The organism is Streptomyces sp. NBC_00414, from assembly GCF_036038375.1.
Lineage (GTDB): Bacteria > Actinomycetota > Actinomycetes > Streptomycetales > Streptomycetaceae > Streptomyces.
The window spans coordinates 3060720-3083946 of record NZ_CP107935.1 but is presented as its reverse complement, the minus strand read 5'-3'; the positions used below and the strand labels follow the sequence as shown (position 1 = coordinate 3083946).

The window sequence follows — 23227 nt, the reverse complement described above, 5'->3', positions numbered from 1 at the left end:
CCGGAGCGGGCGGTTCTGGTGGGCGGGTGCTCAAGCGCGTAGGCGCAGTCCGCGTGGGGTCGCGTGGAAACCGGCTCCTTCCAGGAGGGTGCCGAACTCTGACGTCAGCGCGGAAGCGCCGTTGACCCGTTCCACGGTGACCGTGCCGAGGGAACCCGCGCCGGCCGCCGCGGCGAGCGACTCGGCGGCCGTGCGCAGGCGGGCGTCGTACAGGGGTGTCTCGTCCGGGGCGGAGGGCCAGGCCAGGAGCGTCTTGCCGCCTCGCTCCATGTAGAGGGTCAGCTCGCCGTCCACCAGCACGACCAGGGAACCTGCCTTGCGGCCGGGCTTGTGGCCGGCGCCGGTCGGGGGCTCGGGCCAGGGGAGGGCCGCGCCGTAGGCGTTCGCGGGGTCGGCGGCGGCCAGCACGATGGCGCGGTTCGCGTTGCTCGCGCGGGTGCGGTCCCGGGTGGAAGGGCCTCCCGGGAAGGCCTGCGGGGCCGAACGGGGTGAGTCGGCGAAGGGGGACGCGTAACCCCGTTCGGAGCCGGGGGGTGAGCCGTCGGGGCCGGTCGCCCTGGACGGTCCGGAGCGGAGGGAGTACGGGTCGCTGTTCGGTCTCGGGCCGCCGTCTGCAAGGTGCGCGTCGTCGGCGAAGGGGTCGGGGTGCCCGGGGAGGTCGTCGAAGGGGCTCGGCGTGTGCGCGCCGGAGTGGCCGGACGAGGCGGCGCCCGGAGCATCGGGGCCGGGCAGCGACTCGCCCCGCTCGCGGGCGGTGGCCGCCGCCCGGAGCCGGTCCACGGCACCGTCCATCGCGAACTGTGCGGCCCCCAGCCCTTCCACCACATAGCCGCGGCGGGCCTGGCCGCTCTCCTCGAAGACGGACAGGATGCGGTAGACGGCGGAGAAGCCGCCCTCCACGCCCTCCGCGGCGACCGCGCCCCGGGTGACCACGCCGTGCCGGTCGAGCAGGGTGCGGGCCAGGGCGTGGGCGCGCACCGTGGCGTCGGGCTCGCGGTCGGGCAGCAGCGACCAGCGGCCCGCGACGGTCGGCGGGCCCGTGCGCGAGGTGGGGCGTGCGGCGGCCGTGAGCGTTCCGTACCGTCCCCGGGGCATGGTGCGCTTCGCGCGGTGCGCGGTGGAACCCGCGGTGCGGCCCGAGCCCAGGAGGGAGCGCATCGGGCCGAGTGTGTCGTTCGTCAGGCGGCCCGACCAGGCCAGGTCCCAGACGGCGTCGGCGAGCTGGGGGTCGAGGGCTCCCGGGTGTGTGGTCGCGCGGATCTGGTCGGCGATCTGGCGGAAGAAGAGGCCGTAGCCGCCGGACAGGGCGTCCAGGACCGACTGGTGGAGCGGGGTCAGCTCCAGCGGGTGCGGCGGTGCCAGGAGGAGCGGTGCCGCGTCCGCCAGATAGAGGGAGACCCAGCCGTCCTTGCCGGGCAGTGCGCCGGCTCCGGCCCACACCACCTCTCCGGCCGCGGTCAGTTCGTCGAGCATCGCGGGGGCGTAGTGCGAGACGCGGGACGGCAGGACCAGCTTCTCCAGCGCGGAGGCCGGTACTGAGGCACCCTGCAACTGCTCGACCGCGCGCACGAGTCCGTCGAGGCCGCGCAGGCCGTGCCCGCTGCCCAGGTGCTGCCACTGCGGCAGGAACTGTGCGAGTGCGGCGGGCGGCACCGGCTCCAGCTCGTGGCGCAGCGCGGCCAGCGAACGGCGCCGCAGTCTGCGCAGCACCGTCGCGTCGCACCACTCCTGGCCGATCCCCGCCGGATGGAACTCGCCCTGTACGACACGGCCGCTGCCCGCGAGCCGCTGCAGGACGCCCTCGGTGACGGCGGTACCGAGGCCGAAGCGGGCTGCCGCGGCGGTCGATGTGAACGGGCCGTGCGTGCGCGCGTACCGGGCGAGGAGATCGCCGAGCGGGTCCTTGACCGGCTCCGTGAAGGCCTCGGGGACGCCGACGGGCAGTGCGGTGCCCAGCGCGTCGCGGAGGCGGCCCGCGTCCTCGATCGTCGCCCAGTGGTCGGCCCCGGCGATCCGGACGCGGATGACCCGGCGGTCCGCGGCCAGCTCGCGGACCCACTCCGGCTCGGCTCCGCGCTCGGCCAGTTCCTCGTCCGTGAGCGGGCCGAGCATCCGCAGCCGGTCCGCGACACCTTCGGCGTCCTTGACGCGGCGGTCCTCGGTCAGCCACTGCAGCTCGCGCTCCAGCTCCGTCAGGACGTCCGCGTCCAGGAGCTCGCGCAGCTCCGCCTGGCCGAGCAGTTCGGAGAGCAGGCGTGAGTCCAGCGACAGGGCCGCGGCGCGCCGCTCTGCCAGGGGCGAGTCGCCCTCGTACAGGAACTGGGCGACATAGCCGAACAGCAGTGAGCGGGCGAACGGGGACGGCTCGGGTGTCGTGACCTCGACGAGGCGGACCTTGCGGGACTCCAGGTCGCCCATCAGCTCGACGAGGCCGGGTACGTCGAAGACGTCCTGGAGGCATTCGCGGATCGCTTCCAGGACGATCGGGAAGGAACCGAACTCGCTGGCCACCTGGAGCAGTTGCGCGGCGCGCTGGCGCTGCTGCCACAGGGGGGTGCGCTTGCCCGGGCTGCGGCGCGGCAGGAGCAGCGCGCGGGCCGCGCACTCGCGGAAGCGGGACGCGAACAGGGCCGAGCCGCCTACCTGGTCCGTGACGATCTGGTTGACCTCGCCCTTGTCGAACGCGATGTCCGCCGCGCCGACCGGGGCCTGCTCGGCGTCGTACTCGCTGCCCAGCTTCACGGGCTCCTGGTCGAGCAGGTCCAGGCTCATCAGGTCGGCGTCCGGGAGCCGCAGCACGATGCCGTCGTCGGCGTGCATGACCTGTGCGTCCATGCCGTACCGCTCGGAGAGACGGGCACCCAGTGCGAGCGCCCAGGGGGCGTGGACCTGGGCGCCGAAGGGGGAGTGCACGACGACCCGCCAGTCGCCCAGTTCGTCGCGGAACCGCTCGACGACGATGGTGCGGTCGTCCGGGATGTGGCCGCAGGCCTCCCGCTGCTCGGCCAGGTAGGAAAGGACGTTCTCCGCGGCCCAGGCGTCCAGGCCCGCGGTCAGGAGCCGCAGCCGGGCGTCGTCCTTGGGCATCGAGCCGACCTCGCGCAGGAACGCGCCGAGCGCGCGGCCCAGTTCCAGCGGGCGCCCCAGCTGGTCGCCCTTCCAGAACGGCAGCCTGCCCGGTACGCCGGGCGCGGGGGAGACCAGGACGCGGTCGCGGGTGATGTCCTCGATGCGCCAGGAGCTGGTGCCCAGGGTGAAGACGTCCCCGACCCGGGACTCGTAGACCATCTCCTCGTCGAGCTCGCCGACCCGGCCGCCGCCCTTCTTCGGGTCGGAGCCGGCCAGGAACACTCCGAAGAGGCCGCGGTCCGGGATCGTGCCCCCGGAGGTGACGGCGAGACGCTGTGCGCCGGGGCGGCCCGTGATCGTGCCCGCGACCCGGTCCCACACCACGCGCGGGCGCAATTCGGCGAAGGCGTCGGACGGGTATCGGCCCGCGAGCATGTCCAGGACCGCTGTGAACGCCGACTCGGGCAGTGAGGCGAACGGGGCCGCGCGGCGGACCGTGGTGAGCAGGTCGTCGTACTGCCAGGTGTCGAGCGCTGTCATCGCGACGATCTGCTGGGCCAGGACGTCGAGGGGGTTCGCCGGGACGCGGAGGGACTCGATGGAGCCTGTGCGCATCCGTTCGGTGACCACCGCGGCCTGTACGAGGTCGCCCCGGTACTTGGGGAAGACCACGCCCGTGGAGACCGCCCCGACCTGGTGGCCCGCGCGGCCCACGCGCTGGAGGCCGGATGCCACGGAGGGCGGGGACTCGACCTGGATGACGAGGTCCACCGCGCCCATGTCGATGCCGAGCTCCAGGCTGGAGGTGGCCACCACCGCGGGCAGGCGGCCTGCTTTGAGGTCCTCTTCGACGAGGGCGCGCTGCTCCTTGGAGACCGAGCCGTGGTGGGCACGGGCGATGACCTGCGGGGCGCCCTGAGCGGCGCCCGAGCCGCCCATCAGCTCCGCCGGCGAGTGGTGCTCGTCCAGGGGCTCGCCCGTCGCCCTCTCGTACGCGATCTCGTTGAGCCGGTTGCAGAGGCGCTCCGCCAGGCGGCGGGAGTTGGCGAAGACGATCGTCGAGCGGTGGGACTGGACCAGGTCGGCGATCTTTTCCTCTACGTGCGGCCAGATGGAGGGTTTCTCCGCGCCTTCGTTGGAGTCCGCCACCGGGGAGCCGCCCAGCTCGCCCAGGTCCTCGACGGGCACGACCACGGAGAGGTCGAATTCCTTGCCGGAGGGAGGCTGGACGATCTCCACCTTGCGCTGCGGGGAGAGGTAGCGGGCCACCTCGTCCACCGGGCGGACCGTGGCGGAGAGACCGATACGGCGGGCCGGTTTCGGCAGCAGTTCGTCGAGCCGCTCCAGGGTCAGGGCGAGGTGGGCTCCGCGCTTGGTGCCCGCGACTGCGTGCACCTCGTCCAGGATCACCGTCTCGATGCCCGTCAGTGCCTCGCGCGTGGCCGAGGTGAGCATCAGGAACAGTGACTCGGGTGTCGTGATCAGGATGTCCGGGGGGCGGGTGGCCAGGGTGCGGCGCTCGGCCGGTGGGGTGTCACCCGAGCGGATGCCGACTTTCACCTCGGGCTCGGGCCGGCCCAGGCGCACGGCTTCTTGACGGATGCCGGTCAGAGGGCTGCGGAGGTTGCGCTCCACGTCCACCGCGAGGGCTTTGAGTGGTGATACGTACAGGACTCGGCAGCGCTTCTTGGGATCGGCCGGGGGTGGGGTCGAGGCCAGCTGGTCCAGTGCGGCCAGGAACGCGGCCAGGGTCTTGCCGGAGCCGGTCGGGGCTACCACCAGCACGTCCGAGCCCTCGCCGATGGCCTTCCACGCGCCTGCCTGGGCTTCGGTGGGCGCGTCGAAGGCCCCCGCGAACCAGGCGCGGGTCGCGGGGGAGAAGCCGTCCAGGGCTCGGTGTGCGGAGCTGACCATGTGTCCATCCTGCACCCGGGCACTGACAATGGCGCTGACCTGCGAGGGGACGAGCGGGGGGAGGGGGGAGGGCTTCGCGGGCGCGTCTGCCCGGTGGGTGGGGCGGGGCCGGTCCGGGGGTGTCCGTCCTCGGTCTGGCGCGGATCGGATGCTTGCGGAGGTGCTGCGGGTTACGCGCCATCCGCTGCGGGCGGACACCCCCGGACCGGCCCCTCCTGTTGTCGGGCGGCTGCGGCTGCGGCTGCGGCTGCGGTACGGCCACGTCCACGGCTGTGGCTGTGGCTGTGGCTGTGGCTGGTTGGGCGGGCGGGGCATGTGCATGCTCATCTTGGGTTTGGTGATGGCGGAGAATGGAGGCATGGCGGGTGTGGGGAAGGAGCGGGCTCGGCACTGGCAGTACGCGGAGCTGCCCGGTGTCGATCTGCTGCGCGCCCGGTATGTCCAGAAGACCTTTGTCCGGCACACGCACGAGAACTTCGTCATCGCCGCCATCTCCGACGGGGTGGAGGTCTTCCACCACGGGGGCGCCGATCAGTATGCCGGGGCCGGGGCTCTCGCGCTGGTCAATCCCGACACCTCGCACACGGGGCGTGCCGGCGTTCCCGAGGGCTGGCGGTACGGGGCGGTCTATCCGTCGCCCGAGCTGGTGGCGGAGATCGCCGCCGAGACCACCGTCCTCCGTGGCGCGCCCGGCTTCATGAGCCCGGTGGTCGACGATCCGTACACCGTGGGGCTGGTCCACCAGGTGCTGCGCGCCGCCGACGAGGGCAACGCGCTCGCCGCCGACACGCTGTTGCGGGTGGCCGTGACCCGGCTGCTGAAGTTGAACGGCGGAACGCTGCCGCAGCGGGTCCCGCGGACGGCGGGGGCCCGGGCGGCGGCACGCGCGCGTGCGATTCTCGAAGAGCGGATCGCGCACCCGCCCACGCTGGAACGGCTCGCCGGTGATCTCGGGACCAGCCCCTTCGCGTTGCTGCGCGCCTTTCGGGACGCCTACGGCATGCCTCCCCACGCGTGGCTCACCGACGTCCGTGTGCGGCGCGCACGTCGGCTGCTGGATGCCGGAGTCGTGCCTGCCGAGGTGGCACTCACCGTGGGCTTCACCGACCAGCCGCATCTCAACCGGCACTTCACCCGGATCGTGGGCGTGCCGCCGGGTGCCTATCAGCGCGAGCGCAAGAACGTACAAGACCCGAGGCCCGGGACCGGCCTACCGTCCCAGGCGTGGCAGAAGAAACAGTTCAAGCGGACATACGAACGGGCCTGCGAGATGAAGACGGCGGAAAACCCGATGCCGCCGTCGTGAGGGACGCCCTCGGTGTCGGGGTGGCCGTCGGGCTTTCCGGGTTCGCCTTCGGGGTGACCTCGGCGGGCAGTGGGCTCACGGTGCTGCAGACCTGTGCGCTCAGCCTTCTGGTGTTCACCGGCGCCTCGCAGTTCGCCCTCGTGGGGGCGCTGGCCGGCGGAGGCAACCCGTTGACGGCCGCGGCGGGCGCGTTCTTCCTGGGGGTGCGCAACGCCTTCTACGGACTGCGTCTGTCGCAGTTGCTGGCCCTCCCGCGCGCGGTGCGCCCGTTCGCCGCCCAGTGGGTCATCGACGAGACCACGGCCGTGGCCCTCGCCCAGCCCTCGCGGCGCGCCGTGCGGATCGGGTTCACCGTCACCGGCCTGTCGCTCTACGTGCTGTGGAACCTGACCACGCTGCTCGGCGCGCTGGGCGCCGAAGCCATCGGCGACACCGACGCGTGGGGCCTCGACGCGGCCGGACCGGCGGTCTTCCTGGCACTGCTCGCGCCGATGGTCGTGACCACGCTGGAACGCGTTGTCGCGGGGCTCGCGATCGTTCTCGGGCTCGGACTGCTGCCCGTACTGCCTGCCGGTGTTCCCGTCCTGGTGGCCGCGCTGGCCGCCCCGGTCGCCCTTTGGGTGCACGGCCGTCGCAGAGGGCGTACGGAGACCCTCGGTGAGCCCGATGCGGTGGAGGAGAAGCGTTGAACATCTGGATCGCGATCGGTGTGACCGCTGTCGGCTGCTACGCCGTGAAACTCATCGGGCTGCTGATTCCCGCGGGTGTGCTGGAGCGGCCGCTCGTCCAGCGGCTGGCCGCCCTGCTGCCCGTCGCCCTGCTGGCCGCCCTGACGGCCCAGCAGACCTTCGCCGACGGCCGCGTCCTGGTGCTGGACGCGAAGGCCGCGGGGCTCGCCGCGGCCGGCGTGGCGCTGCTTCTCCGCGCGCCCTTCCTGCTGGTCGTGGCCGCGGCCGTGCTGGTCACGGCAGGAGTGCGGGCCATGACTGGCTGAGCAGCGGTGGTGGTGAGCATGGATGGTGGTGCGCGGACGCTGGTTGTGGGTGGGTGGTGGCGGGCTGCGGTGGGGGTGTGGTGGTGGCTGCTCGTGACTTCGGGTGCCTGGTGTCAAGTGACGGGGAGCCCGTACGCCCGCAGGGTGCGCAGTGCCTCGATCGTGACGATCGGGCGGGCCTCCAGGGCGGTGCCCGGAGCCCACTGGCGCCAGCGGATCGGCCAGCCGCCGTCCTCCTGCTGCTGAGTTCTCAGGAAGCCCAGGGAGCGGGTCATCTCGTCGTCGGTGAACCACGCGCGCGCGAGGGAAGCCGGGGTCTTCGCGTAGTCGTGCGGCAGATGGCGTTCCCCCGGCGCGTAACCGGGTGCCACGGGGAACGCGTCGAGGTGTTCCGGGTCCAGCACCGCGAGCCGCTGCTCGCGCATCAGACGGCCGAGCCGGTCGGCGGCCGCCTCCGCGCGCGGTCGGTCGGGTACGGCGTCCAGGAAGGCCACGGCGGCCTCGATCTCGTACGGATGTGTCTTCTCCAGGGACTCCACCGCCTGCCAGCAGAAGTCGGTTGCCCGGAACAGCCAGGCGTGCCACACCTCGTTGCGGTGCAGCAGACCCACCACCGGGCCGGTGGACAGCAGCTCGCTCGGCGGGTCGTCCACGATCGGTACGAAGGGCGCCGACGGGTAGCCACGCTGGCTGGGATGCACCGCCGGCAGCGCGCCGTCCTGCGTCGACACGGAGGTCAGATAGCGGCACACGCGTTCCACCCGCTGTCCGCCGCAGCGCCCGATCGAGTCCAGGACGCGCAGCGCGTGCCCGACGTGCAGGGGCTGGCTGACCGGGCCGCGCAGATCGGGTTCCAGCGCGTGGCCGTACCCGTCGTCCTCGTTGCGGTAGGCGGACAGCGCGGTCTCGACCGCGTCCGCGCCGCCCCCCAGGAAGTGGTACGCGAAACGCCGCTGCTCCAGTACGCGCGCGGTGAGCCAGACGAAATGCTCGGCACGCGCGAGGGGAGTGTGCGCCGGGGGCGTCGGGGGGAGTGGGGATGCTCCTGTTTCGGCCATGGGTCAGACCGTAGGGCGGAAAGCGTTCTCGGCAAGCGGTCCCGGCTCGGGCCCACTCTCAGGGGCGGGATACTGGAGTCATGCGGTTGACGGTCTTCTGGGAGCGGATGTCGGAGCACTTCGGTACGGAGTACGCCGACACGTTCGCGCGCGATCACGTGATGTCGGAACTCGGCGGACGGACGGTGCAGCAGGCGCTGGACGCAGGCTGGGAGGCGAAGGACGTGTGGCGCGCGGTGTGTACGGCGGTGAACGTTCCCCACGAATCGCGCTGAGCGACCACGAAGATCCGGGGGAGTGGGGACGATTGCCGGTGGCGTGGGCGAGACTTGGCCCGTGGCATCGACAGACGAGACAGCGCAGGTCGGACAGCACGCGTCCCCGCTCGGCACGACACCTCCCAGCCCCCCGGCCCGGGGCGCGGCCGAGGGAGGCAGCGGCATGCCGCGCTGGCTGCCGCGGGCCATGGTGCTCGCGCTCGCTCTCATCGCCTGTTTCCAGCTGGGCAGTTGGGCCTTCCACCAGCTGACCGGGCTGCTGATCAACATCCTCATCGCGTTCTTCCTGGCTCTGGCGATAGAGCCCGCGGTGAGCTGGTTGTCCTCGTTCGGCATGCGGCGGGGACTCGCCACCGGTCTCGTGTTTCTCATCGTGATGGTCGTGAGCGCGGGCTTCGTGGCGTTGCTCGGCTCGATGCTGGCCGGGCAGATCATCGACATCGTCGAGGACTTCCCGAAGTACGTCGACTCGGTGATCAGCTGGATCAACACCACCTTCCACACGGAGCTCAGCCGCGTCGACATCCAGGACAGCCTGCTGCGCTCCGACTGGCTCCGGAAGTACGTGCAGAACAGCGCCACCGGGGTTCTGGACGTGTCCGCGCAGGTGCTGGGCGGCCTCTTCCAGCTCCTGACGGTCACCCTGTTCGCGTTCTACTTCGCCGCCGACGGCCCGCGGCTGAGGCGCGCGCTGTGCTCGGTGCTGCCGCCGGCCCGGCAGGCGGAGGTCCTGCGCGCGTGGGAGATCGCCGTCAACAAGACCGGCGGCTACCTGTACTCACGCGGCCTGATGGCCCTCGTCTCCGGCCTGGCGCACTACATCCTGCTGGAGTCCCTCGGCGTGGACTACGCGCCCGTGCTCGCCGTCTGGGTGGGACTGGTCTCGCAGTTCATCCCCACCATCGGTACGTATCTCGCGGGCGCCCTGCCGATGCTGATCGCCTTCACGGTCAACCCCTGGTACGCGCTGTGGGTGCTGGTCTTCGTCGTGATCTACCAGCAGTTCGAGAACTACGTGCTGCAGCCCAAGCTGACCGCGAAGACCGTGGACATCCACCCGGCGGTCGCCTTCGGGTCGGTCATCGCGGGCACCGCCCTGCTCGGAGCCGTCGGCGCGCTGATCGCCATCCCGGCGGTCGCCACGCTGCAGGCCTTCCTGGGGGCGTACGTGAAGCGGTACGACGTCACGGACGACCCGCGGGTGCACGGGCGCAGGAAGCGGGGCTCAGGCACCTTCCTCAAGCGCATACGACGCCTGCTGCGGGGTAGCCCCAGGGAGTCCGTGCCGGTGGAGGACGACGGGCCCCGGGCCTCCTCCTAGCACCGTTCCGCATGCGCCCCGCGGCTCCGGAACAGCCGGGCAGTGGAGGCTGCGACACGCTCTCGCCGAAGCACCTGATGCGCTTGACATCAAAATCGAACATCCATTCTTATGGAGGCTCCGGCGAAGCCCGAAACGGGATGCGGGCGGGGATTTCATGCGGAAGTGCCCGAGTTATCCACAGGCTGGACGGGCGTCGGGGCGCATTGTCAGTGGCAGGCGTTAGCGTCTTTGACGTGAAGCGATCGACACAAGCAAATCGGGTGGAACCCATGGCAGGAACCGACCGCGAGAAGGCGCTCGACGCCGCGCTCGCACAAATTGAACGGCAATTCGGCAAGGGTGCGGTGATGCGCCTCGGCGAGCGGCCGAACGAGCCCATCGAGGTCATCCCCACCGGCTCGACGGCACTCGACGTCGCACTCGGTGTCGGCGGCCTGCCGCGTGGCCGGGTGGTGGAGGTGTACGGGCCGGAGTCCTCCGGCAAGACGACCCTGACCCTGCACGCCGTGGCGAACGCGCAGAAGGCCGGCGGTCAGGTGGCCTTCATCGACGCGGAGCACGCCCTCGACCCCGAGTACGCGAAGAAGCTCGGCGTCGACATCGAGAACCTCATCCTGTCGCAGCCGGACAACGGCGAGCAGGCTCTGGAGATCGTGGACATGCTGATCCGCTCCGGCGCGCTCGACCTCATCGTCATCGACTCCGTCGCCGCCCTCGTGCCGCGCGCGGAGATCGAGGGCGAGATGGGCGACTCGCACGTGGGTCTGCAGGCCCGTCTGATGAGCCAGGCACTGCGGAAGATCACCAGCGCGCTCAACCAGTCGAAGACCACCGCGATCTTCATCAACCAGCTGCGCGAGAAGATCGGTGTGATGTTCGGCTCGCCGGAGACCACGACCGGTGGCCGGGCGCTGAAGTTCTACGCCTCGGTGCGCCTCGACATCCGTCGTATCGAGACCCTGAAGGACGGCACCGACGCGGTCGGCAACCGCACCCGCGTGAAGGTCGTCAAGAACAAGGTCGCACCGCCCTTCAAGCAGGCCGAGTTCGACATCCTCTACGGGCAGGGCATCAGCCGTGAGGGCGGCCTGATCGACATGGGCGTGGAGAACGGCTTCGTCCGCAAGGCCGGCGCCTGGTACACGTACGAGGGCGACCAGCTCGGCCAGGGCAAGGAGAACGCGCGCAACTTCCTGAAGGACAACCCCGACCTGGCCAACGAGATCGAGAAGAAGATCCTGGAGAAGCTGGGCGTCGGTGTGAAGCCGGAGGCGGAGAAGTCTGCGGTCGAGCCGGGCGCGGACGCGGCGGTGCCGGGTGCTCCCGGAGAGGCGGCGAAGACGGTTCCCGCTCCCGCGGCCAAGACCGTCAAGCCCAAGGCCGCGGCGGCCAAGAGCTAGTCCGTGACACGACGAACGGACTGGTCCGAGTACGTCTACCCCGTTGCCTCCCGAGGGCAGGGCCACGGGGGAGACTTCGGCTCCGCCGACGGGGGCGGCGTGCACGAAGGCGGTGCTCCGGGGGACGGCGAGGGTTCGCGGGAAGGTGGCGGTTCATCGGGCGCCGGTTCAGGGCGCGGCGCCGGTGACTGGCCGTACGGGGACGACGGAGAGCGGGGCGGCGGGGCTCGGGGCGAGGGTGCCCCGGGTCGCGGGGGCCGGGCTCGACGGGCGCGCGGTCGGCGGAGCGGCTTCGGGGAGTCGTCCGGCGACACACAGGACGGAGGCACCCCTCGCTCGTCGAGGGCCGAGAAGGGGGAGCCACCGAGGGACCCGGCTGAGCAGGCGCGGGCGATCTGTCTGCGCCTGCTCACCGGGACCGCGCGCACGCGAAAGCAGCTGGCGGACGCGTTGCGCAAGCGAGAGATCCCGGACGACGTGGCGGACGAGGTGCTGTCCCGCTACGAAGAGGTCGGGCTGATCAACGACGGCGCCTTCGCGGAAGCCTGGGTGGAGTCCCGCCACCACGGGCGGGGTCTCGCCCGGCGGGCACTCGCCCAGGAGCTGAGGACCAAGGGAGTGGACTCCACGCTGATCGACGAGGCGGTCGCGCAACTCGACTCCGACCAGGAGGAGGCGACCGCACGCGAACTGGTGGCGCGCAAGCTGCGTTCCACTCGCGGCCTCGACCGCGACAAGCGCATACGGCGCCTCGCGGGCATGCTCGCCCGCAAGGGCTACTCACAGGGCACTGCCCTGAGCGTGGTCCGCAAGGCGCTTGAGGAAGAGGGCGAGGACACGGAGTTCCTCGGCGACGAGGGGTTCTGAGGGGGGCAGGGAGGGATTCCCTGCGAGGTGGCCGGTGGCTTTGGGCTCTGGGCTTTGGGCACGGTGGACGCGCGGGGGCGCCCATCGCGTTCGGGCTCGGAGCCGGAGCCGGAGCCGGTGGCTGTGTCGGGCCCGGAGTCGTACGGCGGGCCGCAGTCATGGGGGCTTCGGTCCGCTCGGGTGTCAACTCCTCGGCTGAGAGACCCTGTTGTCGTGGTCGAGGGTGGGGTTAACCCCCTGTCCAGGACGCCGGGCGACCGCAGTGCACAGGTACCTGTGCACAGGCGACTGTGTACGCATGGCACAGACACCCGGCGCCGCGGACCCCACGGAACCAGGGCGCGCGTCTCCCGCATCCGAGGAGACCGCGTCCGAGAAGACCGCATCCGAGGAAGCCGGCCGCGCCCCGGTCGAGCTCTCCGACCTTGCCACGCTCAAAGCACTCGCCCAGCCCCGCCGACAGCGGATGCTGCAGCACCTCACCGTGCACGGCCCCGCCACCTCCGCGACACTGGCCAGGGCCCTCGGGCTCAACACCGGGGCCACCAGCTACCACCTGCGTGAACTCGCGCGCTACGGCTTCGTCGAGGAGACGGGCGCCCAAGGGCAGGGCCGGGAGCGCTGGTGGCGGGCCGTTCCCGGCGACCGCCGCTTTCCGCCCCGCAGCCGCCAGAGCCCCGAGATGCGGCTCGTCATGGACGAGCTCAACCACCATGCCTACGCCGCCGACCTCGAACTCTTCGAGCAGCTCCAGCAGCACGCGGTCGACGGGCCCTGGGCCGACGCCTTCCCGTACTCACGCGGCACGATCCGGCTGACGCTCCCCGAACTCCGCGCGTTCTTCGAGGAGTACATCGCCCTCCTCAACCGGTACAAGCGGCCCGAGGCCGACACCCCGGCCGACGCGCGCACGGTACTCACCCGGTTCCTCGCCTTCCCCGCCCAGGCCGACGCCGCGGGCGACACAGACGAACACAACAGAAGAGAGGCCCAGACGCCATGATGCTGCGCTATGCACTGCGGACCGTCCGGCACCGCAAAGGCGGCTTCCTCGGCGCCTTCCTCGCCCTGATGTGCGCGGCGGCCCTCATCGCGGCCTGCGGCACCCTCCTCGAAACCGGGTTGCGCGGCACCATCAGTACCGAGCGCTACGCCGCCACCCCCGTCGTGGTCTCCGCCGACCAGAACGTCCACAAGACCACCGTCAAGCACAAGAAGGGCAAGACCAAGACCAAGCACAAGGCCAAGCCCATCGCCGAACGGGCCTGGTTGCCGGAGAACCTCACAGCACGGCTCGGTGCGGCCCCCGGCGTCGAGCGCGTCATTCCCGAACTGACCTTCCTCGCCCAGCCCCTGACACCCACCGGCACCGGCGACCGGACGGCCTACGGCCACTCGTGGGACTCGGCGGCTCTGACTCCGTACACCCTCGCCACCGGCGTTGCGCCCAGCGCGCCGGGCGATCTGGTCGTGGACCGCTACCTCGCCGACCGCGCCCGGATCGACCTCGGAGACCGCCTCACCGTCCAGTCCACGCAGAGCCCGCGCACGTACCGTGTCACCGGTATCGCGGTGCCCGCGGGAGACCGTGTGCGCCACCAGACCTCCCTCTTCTTCTCGGCCGCCGAAGCCCGGCGCCTCGCCGCCCACCCCGGCAAGGTCACGGCCTTCGGCGTCGTACCGGCCGAGGGCACCGACACCGCCACTCTCGAAGCAGCCGTGGCCAAGGCGCTGCACGGCACCACGGCGCAGGTCAGTTCGGGGGACGAGCGGGGCCCCGTCGAGTTCCTGGACGCTGCCGCCGCCCGGATCAAACTCGTCAGCATGGGGGGCGCGATGGGCGGCACCTCCCTCCTCGTCGCCGTCCTCGTGGTCGTCGGCACCTTCGCGCTCTCCGTCCAGCAGCGGCACCGCGAACTCGCCCTGCTGCGTGCCGTCGCCGCCACGTCGGGGCAGATCCGCAAGCTTCTCGGCCGGGAGGCGCTGCTGGTCGGCGCCGCGGCGGGCGTCGTCGGAGCGCTCGTCGGACTGCCGCTGGGTGCCTGGCTGCACGGACGGTTCGTCGACCTCGGGGCCGTCCCTGCCACGCTTCAGCACACGGTCAGCGTGTTCCCGCTGTTCGCCGCTGTCGCCGCCACTCTCGTCGGTGCCTGGGCCGCCGCGCGGGTCTCGTCCCGTCGGATCGCCCGTATGCGCCCGGCCGAGGCACTCTCCGAGACCGGCGCGGCACTCACCCGGCCCGCCTGGGGCCGCATCCTCGCGGGGCTCGTGCTGCTGGCCGGAGGCACGGTTCTCGTCGTCGTACTCAGCGTGCTGCGTACCGAGCCGGCCTCGACTCCCGTGACCTTCCTGACCGTTGTGGTCCTCGCCTCCGCCGTCGCCCTGCTCGGTCCGCTGCTGGTGCGGGCGGCCGTGGCGGTCCTGGGCACTCCACTGCGGCTCACCGGGCCGGGCGGCAGGCTCGCCACCGCCAACCTGCGCGGCAACGCCGTCCGCATGGCCTCCGTCGTCACCCCGCTCACCCTCCTCATCGGTATGACCTGCACGGTCCTCTTCGTCCAGCCGACCCTGGGGGACGCCGCCCGAGGCCAGGCCCGCGAGGGCATCCGCGCGGACTGGGTCCTCGCCGCACAGGGGCCCGGCGTCCCGGCGCAGGCCGCACGACAGTTGCGTACGGGCCACGACGTCGCCACCGAGGTCGTCCGCACGACCGTCCGTGTCGGGCTCTCCAAGTACGCCGCCCAGGGCGTCACCACCCAGGGGCTGGCCCGTACCTGGGACCCCGATGTCACCGAAGGGTCCCTCGCCGGGCTCACGAAGGACACCATCGCGGTCAGTGAACTCGCTGCGGACCAGTTGCACTTGAAGCCCGGCAGCACGCTGAAGCTCACCCTCGGCGACGGCACGCCCGTCACGCTCACCGTCGCCGCCGTCTACGCCAAGGGACTCGGTTTCGGCGACCTCACCATGGCCCACGACCTGATCGCCCGGCACGTCGACAACCCGCTCGCGGCCACGGTCCTCGTCTCCACTCACCGTTCACAGGGCGAACTGGCGACGGCTGTGCGGAAGTTCCCGGGAGTGCGGGTGGTCTCTCCGGCCACCGCGGACTCGTTGCAGGCCGAGCGTCAGCAGGCGAACGCCGAGGTCAACTACTTCGCCATGGGCCTCGTACTCGCCTTCACCGCCATCGCGGTCGTCAACACGCTCGCCATGTCGGTCTCGGAACGCGTCCGGGAGTTCGCGCTGCTCCGCCTCGCCGGCGCAACCCGCCGCCAAGTGCTGCGCATGCTGCGGACCGAGGCGTTGTCGGTCCTGCTGCTGGCCACGGCCCTCGGCAGCGGCATCGCGCTCGCCGTCCTCACGGCCTTCAGCGTCGGGATGACGGGCAGCGCGGCCCCGGCCGTCACGCCCCTGGTGTACGTCGCGGTGGTGGCGTCCGCCGGCCTGCTCGCCCTGGTCGCCAGCTCACTGCCCGGCCGCGCGGCGCTCAGGGTCCGCCCCGTCACGGCGGCGACGGCCAAGGAGTGACGGCCAAGGAGTGACGGCCGGGAGTCCGGAGAGTAAGGGGCGGTACGCAATGGTGGGGGCCCCTTACTTCAAGGGGCCCCCACCATTGACTGTGGCCAAGTGGCTATGACGGAGCCGTGCCCACCGGCAGCCCGGCCGTTCGCCAGGCCTGGAAGCCTCCCACCAGGTCCGTGGCCCGGTGAAGTCCCAACTGCCGCAGGGAGACGGCCGCGAGGCTCGACGCGTAGCCCTCGTTGCAGACGACCACGACGCGCAGGTCGTGGCTCGTGGCCTCGGGGGCGCGATGGCTGCCCTGCGGGTCGAGCCGCCACTCCAGTTCGTTGCGCTCGACGACGAGCGCCCCGGGAATCAGACCGTCGCGCTCACGCAAAGCCGCGTACCGGATGTCGACGAGCAGGGCGTCGCCCGCCCGTGCGGCGTCGTGCGCGGCTTCCGCCTCGATCCGGTCCAGACCGGCACGGACGCGCTCCAGCAACTCGTCGATGCCCACCGGGTGTTCGGTCACCACGGGATCTCCGGTCACCGTGGGAGTCCCGGTTGTCACGGGACCTCCGGCCGTCACTGCCAGTCCGCGGGGCGCTCGACCTGCTCCAGGCGCAGGATCTGGCCGGTGCGGCTGTAGCGGCTGATCCGCGGCAGCGGCGGGTAGTACGCGTGAACGGAGACTGCGTGCTCCTCGGTGGACTCGTTGAGCACCTCGTGCACATGGTGCTGGCCGAAGGAGCGGCCCTTGCCGGCCGACAACCGCCGCTCACGGTCGATTCCCTCGTTGAGTTCGAGGGTCTTCCAGCCGTCGGTGGGCAGCCGTGCGACGAGCGAGTTCTCCTTGAGTTCGCCGGACGCGGTGAGGAAAGCGCCCACCGACTCGGCATGGTCGTGCCAGCCGGTGCCCGTGCCGGGCGGCCAGCCGATGAGCCAGGCCTCGCTACCGCCGGGACCTTCGAGGCGTACCCACGTACGGCCCTCGGGGTCGAGCGGCAGGGAGGCGATCAGCTCGGCGTCGGCGGCCGTACGGCGCACGAAGTCCAGCAGCTCGGCCTGGGTGGGAGTGCGGGCCTCGGTGGAGGCGGCGGAACCGGCGGAAGCGGGAGCAGAGGGTGACACAGACACGGGTACCGTCCTGACAAGCGTTCGCGGGTGCGCGGCAGCTCAGAGGCCTCACGCGCGGGATTTCAGAGGGATGCGAATTCAGCAGGACGGGCGACACAGGCAGCCCGAATAGCGGACGAGGTCCATATGGACCCTCCGCCACAGGCGCACACAGGTGTCGGTCACGATCCGGAGTACACCATGGCGGTGCAGGCCGGTCAACTCGGTGTCAGGGGTTGGACAGGCGCCCCTTCACCAAGGGGCGCACGCTCTCCTCAGGACTTGCCCGCGGGCGCCCCGGCCGTCGACCGGGGGCCGCCCAGCGCTGCCTCCGCGGCCTCGTACAGGTCCGCGGGGCGCACCCCGCCGAACGCCGTGACCAGGTGCCCGTCCGGGCGGATCAGCAGCACGGTGTGCGCGGCCGCGCCCGGGTAGCTCTCGGCGACCAGCAGCTCGGCCCGGTGCGGCAACGCGGTCACGGCGGCGGCCAACCGCGGCATGATCCCGGCCGTCACCCAGTGCTTGCGGTCCCACACCACGGTTCCGGGCGCGATGAGCAGCACGAGCAGCGCCCCCCGGCCCAGCCGGTCCCGCAGCGCCACGGACGAACCGTCCTCCGCCGTCACCAGGACATCGGCGACCGCGGCGCCCGCAGCCGTGTCGACCTCGACGGCCGACTCGGCGTACGGAGGCGCGAGCGGCGAATCGGCGTACGCTCCCGGCGCACCCAGCGGGCCGCGCCCCAGGTGACCGTCGGTGAGCAGGGCGTCATGGCCGCGGGCCGCCCCGGGCACCGCGGACCGCAGTCCTCCGCCGCGCAGCAGCGGCAGTGACTGGTCGGCGGCGCGCAGTCGGGCGGCGACGATCGCGCGCCGCTCCACCTGGTAGCTGTCGAGCAGTGCCTCGTGCGGGCCGTGGTGCCAGGCGAGAGCCAGCTTCCACGCCAGGTTGTCGGCGTCCCGCAGCCCCTCGTCGAGGCCCTGGGTGCCGAGTGCGCCGAGCAGATGCGCCGAGTCCCCGGCGAGGAAGACCCGGCCGGCCCGCCAGCGCCGCGCCAGCCGGTGGTGGACCGTGTGGACTCCGGTGTCGAGCAGCTCGTACGGCGGGGTGGTGCCCCCGCTCCAGCCCGCGAGGGTCTCCCGGACGCGTGCCACCAGCAGGTCCGGTGTGACCAGGTCCTTGCCCGGCGGCAGCAGCCAGTCCATGCGCCACACGTCCTCGGCGAGGGGCCGCGCGGTCACTTCGGAGACCGGGGGGCCCGAGGACCGCCACGGGGGTGTGCGGTGCAGCAACGCCTCGCCGGGCCACGGGAGTTCCGCACGCAGCGCGGCGACGGCGTGGCGTTCCACGGCCGTGCGCCCCGGGAAGCGGATGTCCTGGAGCTTTCGTACCGTCGAGCGCGGTCCGTCGCAGCCGACCAGGTAGCTGCCGCGCCACCAGGTGCCCTTGGGGCCCCGTGTGTGCGCCGTGACGCCCGCGGTCTCCTGCTCAAGGGAGTCCAGGCGGCTCTCCACGGCGACCTTGACCAGGCGTTCGGTCCCGATCGCCTCTCGCAGGGCGGCCGTCAGAACGTGCTGGGGGACGTGCAGGAGCATGGGATCGTCCTCGGTGAACGTGATCTCCCGCATCACCTGCTTGCGCCGCATCGACCGCCATCCGGCCCAACGGAAACCGGCCTCGGTCACGGGGAAGCCCGTCAGCCGCTCGACCAGCGCGGCCGTGTCCTCGCGCAGGACGGCCGTACGAGCGAGTCGCTGTTCGTCCTTGCCGGGGCCCTCGTCCAGGACGACCGACGGGACCTCCTGGCGCGCCAGCGCCAGTGCGAGCGTGAGTCCTACGGGCCCCGCTCCGACGATGATCACCGGGTCCACGGCGCGGTGCCCCCTGCCCGGAGCGGCGTACTGAGTGTCCTACCGGGACTTGCAGGTGGAGCGGGGTACACGATCACAGAACGTATGCAACCTATTGCCGGTGCTTGCGTCAAGTGACGGAGGCAGTGGCGACCACGCCACTGCCTCCGGTTGCTCACATCTCGTCAGTTCTACGCCGGACGTGCCCTGTTAGCAGGACTTGCCTACTTCTGGCCGTCCACGTGTTCACCCGGCGTGCTGAGCTCCTCCACCGCGTCCGCGGTGACGACCGCACCGGTGGACTTCTTGGCCTGGCGCAGCCGGCGTTCCAGCCAGCTCGCGAAGCTCGTCAGCGAGAAGTTGATCGCGATGAAGATCAGCGCCACGACCGTGAAGCTGGCGAGGGTGTTGGCGCCGTAGTACGCGCTCATCGGGCTGACGGAGGCCATCAGCTCGGAGAAGGTGAGGACCGCGCCGCCGAGTGCGGTGTCCTTCACGATCACCACGAGCTGGCTGACGATCGCCGGCAGCATCGCCGTGACCGCCTGCGGCAGCAGGATGAACCGCATGATCTGGTTCTTGCGCAGACCGATGGCCGACGCGGCCTCGGCCTGTCCCCTGGGCAGCGACAGGATGCCCGCCCGGACGATCTCGGCGAGGACGGAGGCGTTGTACAGCACCAGACCCGTGACGACCGCGTACAGCGGACGGTCGTCCGTGCTGACGCTCGTGTACTCGGAGAACAGTGCCAGGCCGAAGATCATCAGGACCAGCACCGGGATGGATCGGAAGAATTCCACCACCACACCGGCCGGGACCCGCACCCATACATGGTCGGACAGCCGCGCGATACCGAGGACGGCACCGAGCGGAAGCGCGATGACCATGGCGAGCGCCGCGGCCTTCAGGGTGTTCAGCAGACCGGGCCACAGGTACGTGCTCCAGGCCTCCCCGTGGAAGAAGGGCTCCCACAGCGCCCACTTCAGCTGGCCCTTCTCGTCCAGCACGCCGTACATCCACCACAGCAGCGCGGCTATGGCGACGACGAACCCCACGGAGATGACGAGGTTCCGCCGCTTGGCCCTCGGGCCCTGGGAGTCATAGAGGACGGAACTCATCGTTTCACCGCCACCTTCTTGCTCACCCAGCCGAGGATCAGACCGGTCGGCAGTGTCAGACAGACGAATCCGAATGCGAAGACCGCGGAGATCAGAACGAGTTGCGCCTCGTTCTCGATCATCTCCTTCATCAGCAGCGCGGCCTCGGCGACGCCGATGGCGGCGGCCACCGTGGTGTTCTTCGTCAGCGCGATCAGGACGTTGGCCAGCGGACCGACGACGGAACGGAACGCCTGCGGCAGTACGACCAGGCTCAGCACCTGCGTGAAGTTCAGACCGAGGGCACGTGCCGCCTCGGCCTGGCCCACGGGCACCGTGTTGATGCCGGACCGCAGCGCCTCACACACGAACGCCGAGGTGTAGAGGATCAGGCCGAGCACCGCGAGCCGGAAGTTGGTGGTGTCGATCTCGTTCGAGCCGAGGGTGGCGCCGAACGTCTGATTGAGACCCAAGGACGCGAACAGGATGATCACCGTAAGCGGAATGTTCCGCACGATGTTGACGTAGGCGGTACCGAAACCGCGCATCAGAGGCACTGGACCGACCCGCATGGCGGCCAGCAGAGTTCCCCAGATCAGGGAGCCGACGGCGGACAGGACGGTCAGTTGCACCGTCGTCCAGAAGGCTTCCCACAGGTTGTAACCTTCAAGAAAATCGAACACGATCTCCCGTGCTTCCGCGTGTGGGGAGGGCCCTCCTGACGGGTGCGCCGCCCCACGAGGACGACGCACCGGTCAGGTCGGATCCCGCTTTACTTGACGACGTTGCCGATCTTCGGGGCGGGCTCGTTCTTGTAGCCGGCCGGACCGAAGTTGGCCTCGACGGCCTTGTCCCACGACTTGTCGGAGACCATCTTCTCCAGGGCGCTGTCGATCTTCGCCTTGAGGTCGCTGCCCTTCTTGACGCCGATCCCGTAGTTCTCGTTGGTCATCTTGAAGCCGCCGAGCTTGAACTTGCCCTTGAAGTTCGACTGCGAGGCGTAACCCGCGAGGATCGAGTCGTCCGTGGTCAGCGCGTCGATGGCGCCGCTCTGCAGACCGGTCAGACACGCGGAGTACGTCGGGTACTGCTGCAGCTGGGCCTTCGGAGCGAGCTTGTCCTTGACGTTCTGCGCCGAGGTCGAGCCGGTGACCGAACACAGCTTCTTGCTGTTGAGGTCCTCCGGCGTCTTGATGTCCTTGTCGTCGGCGCGGACCAGCACGTCCTGGTGGGCGAGGAGGTACGGGCCGGCGAAGTCGACCTTCGCGGCGCGCTCGTCGTTGATCGAGTAGGAGGCGGCGATGAAGTCGACGTCACCACGCTGGAGCATGGTCTCGCGGTCGGCGCTCTTCGCCTCTTTCCACTGGATCTGGTCCTCGCTGTAGCCGAGATCCTTGGCGATGTACGTCGCGACGTCCACGTCGAAGCCCGCGTAGCCGTCCGGCGTCTTCTGGCCGATGCCGGGCTGGTCGAACTTGATGCCGATGGTGATCTTCTTGTCGCCGCCCCCGGAGGAGGAGCTGCTGCTGTCGTCCTTGTCGTCGGAACCGCACGCGGTGGCGGCGACGGCGAGTGCGAGGACGGCGGCCGAGGCGGCGGTGACCCTGCGAAGCTTCATGGTGAACATCCTTTGAGTGGTGAAGAAGTGCGATCCGGCGTGCGGGTGCCGTAGGTCGTCAGTGGTGCAGGATCTTCGACAGAAAGTCCTTCGCCCGGTCGCTACGCGGGTTGCTGAAGAACTGGTCCGGCACAGCCTCTTCGACGATGCGTCCGTCCGCCATGAAGACGACGCGGTTGGCCGCCGAACGGGCGAATCCCATCTCGTGGGTGACTACGACCATCGTCATTCCGTCACGCGCGAGCTGCTGCATGACTTCCAGGACCTCGTTGATCATCTCCGGGTCGAGAGCCGACGTCGGCTCGTCGAAGAGCATGACCTTGGGGTCCATCGCCAGCGCCCGGGCGATCGCGACACGCTGCTGCTGTCCGCCGGAGAGCTGCGCCGGGTACTTGTCCGCCTGGGCGGTGACGCCCACACGGTCGAGCAGCCCGCGTGCCTTCTCCTCAGCGGCCTTCTTGTCCGCCTTGCGGACCTTGAGCTGGCCCAGCATCACGTTTTCGAGCACCGTCTTGTGCGCGAACAGGTTGAACGACTGGAAGACCATGCCGACGTCGGCTCGCAGACGGGCGAGTGCCTTGCCCTCCTCGGGCAGCGGCTTTCCGTCGATCGTGATGGTCCCGGACTCGATCGACTCCAGGCGGTTGATCGCGCGACACAGGGTGGACTTTCCGGACCCGGAGGGTCCGATGACCACGACAACCTCACCGCGGGCGATGGTCAGATCGATGTCCTGAAGTACATGCAACGCACCGAAGTGCTTGTTGACGTTCTTCAGTACGACCAGATCATCGGTCGCGGGCAGGGCGTCCTTGGTCACCGATACTTCGGTCATCGGCCTCTAGCTCCGTCCTCCTCGGTTGCGGAGGACAGTAGTAACGCCGCACGATCAGCGTCATTACATCTGAGGGGAAATTGAGCATAACGATCCGGCGGCAAACAGACACTCTTCGTGAAGGCCGCCTCGGGCGCGTACCGGCTGCGTAACGGAAGTGGGCCGCGCCCCGAACATGCTTGACGCCGTCCGCGTCCATCGGCCTGACTGCCAGGGGACACGCGCGCGTGGCCATGACCAGCCACCGAGAACGCATGTCTATCCACCGAGAACGTACGAACGATGAACTGAAGGGGGCCGTAATGAGACTGCTCCTCGTCGAGGACGACAACCACGTCGCAGCCGCTCTGTCCGCGGTCCTCGCCCGCCACGGCTTCGCCGTCACGCACGCCCGCAGCGGCGAGGAGGCGCTCCAGGCACTCGTCCCGGAGAGCGACGGCTTCGGGGTGGTGCTCCTCGACCTCGGACTGCCCGACCAGGACGGATACGAGGTCTGCGGCAAGATCCGCAAGCGCACCAGTACACCCGTGATCATGGTCACCGCGCGCGCGGACGTACGCTCCCGGATCCACGGCCTCAACCTCGGCGCCGACGACTACGTGGTGAAGCCCTACGACACCGGGGAACTCCTCGCCCGTATCCACGCCGTCGCCCGGCGCACCGTCCCCGACGACGCGGCGACCCCCGGCGACGACGCGCTGCACCTCGGGCCCGTGCGCATCGAGCTGCCCACCCGCCAGGTCAGCGTCGACGGGTCGGTCGTCCAGCTGACCCGCAAGGAGTTCGACCTGCTGGCGCTCCTCGCCCAGCGGCCCGGAGTGGTGTTCCGGCGGGAACAGATCATCAGCGAGGTCTGGCGCACCAGCTGGGAGGGGACCGGCCGCACCCTGGAGGTGCATGTCGCCTCGCTGCGCTCCAAGCTGCGCATGCCGGCCCTGATCGAGACCGTGCGGGGCGTCGGATACCGGCTCGTCGCGCCTGCCGCCTAGCGGGTCCA

20 protein-coding genes are annotated in these 23227 nt (G+C 70.7%); 10 read left to right on the top strand and 10 right to left on the bottom strand.

Annotation, left to right across the window (positions count from 1 at the left end; genetic code table 11):
• Positions 1-30: 30 nt before the first annotated feature.
• The gene (locus tag OHS59_RS13160; protein WP_328493602.1) at positions 31-4983 is read right to left on the bottom strand and encodes an ATP-dependent helicase; all 4953 of its coding nucleotides are present in this window, start codon (positions 4981-4983) and stop codon (positions 31-33) included.
• 358 nt (positions 4984-5341) lie between these two features.
• Here OHS59_RS13160 and OHS59_RS13155 point away from each other — a divergent pair, with 358 nt between their 5' ends.
• From OHS59_RS13155 to OHS59_RS13145, 3 genes are read left to right on the top strand one after another with little or no spacing between them, the layout of a single operon-like run.
• Positions 5342-6289 carry an AraC family transcriptional regulator gene (locus OHS59_RS13155; protein ID WP_328493601.1) on the top strand — a complete coding sequence of 316 codons (948 nt, stop codon included), beginning with the start codon at positions 5342-5344 and terminating at the stop codon, positions 6287-6289.
• Positions 6208-6978, top strand: a complete 771-nt coding sequence (locus OHS59_RS13150; RefSeq protein ID WP_328493600.1) for an AzlC family ABC transporter permease — start codon at positions 6208-6210, stop codon at positions 6976-6978. Before OHS59_RS13155 ends, OHS59_RS13150 begins: the two co-directional genes overlap by 82 nt.
• Positions 6975-7283: an AzlD domain-containing protein gene (locus tag OHS59_RS13145; protein ID WP_328493599.1), complete on the top strand. Its 309-nt coding sequence runs from the start codon at positions 6975-6977 to the stop codon at positions 7281-7283. Before OHS59_RS13150 ends, OHS59_RS13145 begins: the two co-directional genes overlap by 4 nt.
• A gap of 113 nt (positions 7284-7396) precedes the next feature.
• Here OHS59_RS13145 and OHS59_RS13140 read toward each other — a convergent pair whose 3' ends face one another.
• Entirely contained in the window at positions 7397-8341 is a 945-nt protein-coding gene (locus OHS59_RS13140) for a hypothetical protein (RefSeq protein WP_328493598.1), read from the bottom strand.
• 80 nt (positions 8342-8421) lie between these two features.
• On the opposite strand from OHS59_RS13140, the gene OHS59_RS13135 reads away from it, so the two are divergent.
• From OHS59_RS13135 to OHS59_RS13110, 6 genes are all read left to right on the top strand, one after another.
• Entirely contained in the window at positions 8422-8616 is a 195-nt protein-coding gene (locus OHS59_RS13135; RefSeq protein WP_328493597.1) for a DUF3046 domain-containing protein, read from the top strand.
• Between the two features lie 61 nt (positions 8617-8677).
• Positions 8678-9940, top strand: coding sequence for an AI-2E family transporter (locus OHS59_RS13130; protein WP_328493596.1), 1263 nt, complete (start codon positions 8678-8680; stop codon positions 9938-9940).
• Between the two features lie 272 nt (positions 9941-10212).
• Positions 10213-11343: a recombinase RecA gene (gene recA, locus OHS59_RS13125; protein ID WP_328493595.1), complete on the top strand. Its 1131-nt coding sequence runs from the start codon at positions 10213-10215 to the stop codon at positions 11341-11343.
• A gap of 3 nt (positions 11344-11346) precedes the next feature.
• Positions 11347-12210, top strand: coding sequence for a recombination regulator RecX (gene recX, locus OHS59_RS13120; protein ID WP_328493594.1), 864 nt, complete (start codon positions 11347-11349; stop codon positions 12208-12210).
• A gap of 298 nt (positions 12211-12508) precedes the next feature.
• Positions 12509-13213, top strand: a complete 705-nt coding sequence (locus OHS59_RS13115; protein WP_328493593.1) for an ArsR/SmtB family transcription factor — start codon at positions 12509-12511, stop codon at positions 13211-13213.
• Entirely contained in the window at positions 13210-15741 is a 2532-nt protein-coding gene (locus OHS59_RS13110; protein ID WP_328493592.1) for an ABC transporter permease, read from the top strand. The genes OHS59_RS13115 and OHS59_RS13110 overlap by 4 nt, the downstream gene beginning before the upstream one ends.
• A 103-nt stretch (positions 15742-15844) precedes the next feature.
• Here the strand turns inward: OHS59_RS13110 and OHS59_RS13105 are convergent, their stop codons facing one another.
• The 8 genes from OHS59_RS13105 to OHS59_RS13070 all read right to left on the bottom strand — a co-directional run bounded on the left by OHS59_RS13105 (position 15845) and on the right by OHS59_RS13070 (position 22230).
• The gene (locus OHS59_RS13105; protein WP_328493591.1) at positions 15845-16264 is read right to left on the bottom strand and encodes a rhodanese-like domain-containing protein; all 420 of its coding nucleotides are present in this window, start codon (positions 16262-16264) and stop codon (positions 15845-15847) included.
• A gap of 35 nt (positions 16265-16299) precedes the next feature.
• Positions 16300-16851 (bottom strand): cysteine dioxygenase, encoded by a 552-nt coding sequence (locus OHS59_RS13100; protein WP_328493590.1) that lies wholly within the window; start codon positions 16849-16851, stop codon positions 16300-16302.
• A gap of 78 nt (positions 16852-16929) precedes the next feature.
• Positions 16930-17001: a putative leader peptide gene (locus tag OHS59_RS13095; protein ID WP_328499183.1), complete on the bottom strand. Its 72-nt coding sequence runs from the start codon at positions 16999-17001 to the stop codon at positions 16930-16932.
• 104 nt (positions 17002-17105) lie between these two features.
• Positions 17106-18701: an FAD-dependent monooxygenase gene (locus OHS59_RS13090; RefSeq protein WP_328493589.1), complete on the bottom strand. Its 1596-nt coding sequence runs from the start codon at positions 18699-18701 to the stop codon at positions 17106-17108.
• A gap of 203 nt (positions 18702-18904) precedes the next feature.
• Positions 18905-19798 (bottom strand): amino acid ABC transporter permease, encoded by an 894-nt coding sequence (locus tag OHS59_RS13085; protein WP_328493588.1) that lies wholly within the window; start codon positions 19796-19798, stop codon positions 18905-18907.
• Positions 19795-20460 carry an amino acid ABC transporter permease gene (locus OHS59_RS13080; RefSeq protein ID WP_328493587.1) on the bottom strand — a complete coding sequence of 222 codons (666 nt, stop codon included), beginning with the start codon at positions 20458-20460 and terminating at the stop codon, positions 19795-19797. Before OHS59_RS13080 ends, OHS59_RS13085 begins: the two co-directional genes overlap by 4 nt.
• Before the next feature lie 89 nt (positions 20461-20549).
• The gene (locus OHS59_RS13075) at positions 20550-21395 is read right to left on the bottom strand and encodes a glutamate ABC transporter substrate-binding protein (RefSeq protein ID WP_328493586.1); all 846 of its coding nucleotides are present in this window, start codon (positions 21393-21395) and stop codon (positions 20550-20552) included.
• 58 nt (positions 21396-21453) lie between these two features.
• A complete protein-coding gene (locus OHS59_RS13070; RefSeq protein ID WP_328493585.1) occupies positions 21454-22230 on the bottom strand; it encodes an amino acid ABC transporter ATP-binding protein in 777 nt (258 codons plus the stop codon).
• 302 nt (positions 22231-22532) lie between these two features.
• On the opposite strand from OHS59_RS13070, the gene OHS59_RS13065 reads away from it, so the two are divergent.
• Positions 22533-23219 carry a response regulator transcription factor gene (locus OHS59_RS13065; protein WP_328493584.1) on the top strand — a complete coding sequence of 229 codons (687 nt, stop codon included), beginning with the start codon at positions 22533-22535 and terminating at the stop codon, positions 23217-23219.
• Positions 23220-23227 lie beyond the last annotated feature (8 nt).

What these genes read in the sequence shown, in the direction of transcription:
- OHS59_RS13135 (WP_328493597.1), top strand. Translation starts at nt 8,422, where the DNA reads ATGCGGTTGACGGTCTTCTGGGAGCGGATGTCGGAGCACTTCGGTACG.
- OHS59_RS13160 (WP_328493602.1), bottom strand. Translation starts at nt 4,983, where the DNA reads ATGGTCAGCTCCGCACACCGAGCCCTGGACGGCTTCTCCCCCGCGACC.
- OHS59_RS13115 (WP_328493593.1), top strand. Translation starts at nt 12,509, where the DNA reads ATGGCACAGACACCCGGCGCCGCGGACCCCACGGAACCAGGGCGCGCG.
- OHS59_RS13110 (WP_328493592.1), top strand. Translation starts at nt 13,210, where the DNA reads ATGATGCTGCGCTATGCACTGCGGACCGTCCGGCACCGCAAAGGCGGC.
- OHS59_RS13140 (WP_328493598.1), bottom strand. Translation starts at nt 8,341, where the DNA reads ATGGCCGAAACAGGAGCATCCCCACTCCCCCCGACGCCCCCGGCGCAC.
- OHS59_RS13085 (WP_328493588.1), bottom strand. Translation starts at nt 19,798, where the DNA reads ATGAGTTCCGTCCTCTATGACTCCCAGGGCCCGAGGGCCAAGCGGCGG.
- recA (WP_328493595.1), top strand. Translation starts at nt 10,213, where the DNA reads ATGGCAGGAACCGACCGCGAGAAGGCGCTCGACGCCGCGCTCGCACAA.
- OHS59_RS13075 (WP_328493586.1), bottom strand. Translation starts at nt 21,395, where the DNA reads ATGAAGCTTCGCAGGGTCACCGCCGCCTCGGCCGCCGTCCTCGCACTC.
- OHS59_RS13155 (WP_328493601.1), top strand. Translation starts at nt 5,342, where the DNA reads ATGGCGGGTGTGGGGAAGGAGCGGGCTCGGCACTGGCAGTACGCGGAG.
- OHS59_RS13065 (WP_328493584.1), top strand. Translation starts at nt 22,533, where the DNA reads ATGAGACTGCTCCTCGTCGAGGACGACAACCACGTCGCAGCCGCTCTG.
- OHS59_RS13070 (WP_328493585.1), bottom strand. Translation starts at nt 22,230, where the DNA reads ATGACCGAAGTATCGGTGACCAAGGACGCCCTGCCCGCGACCGATGAT.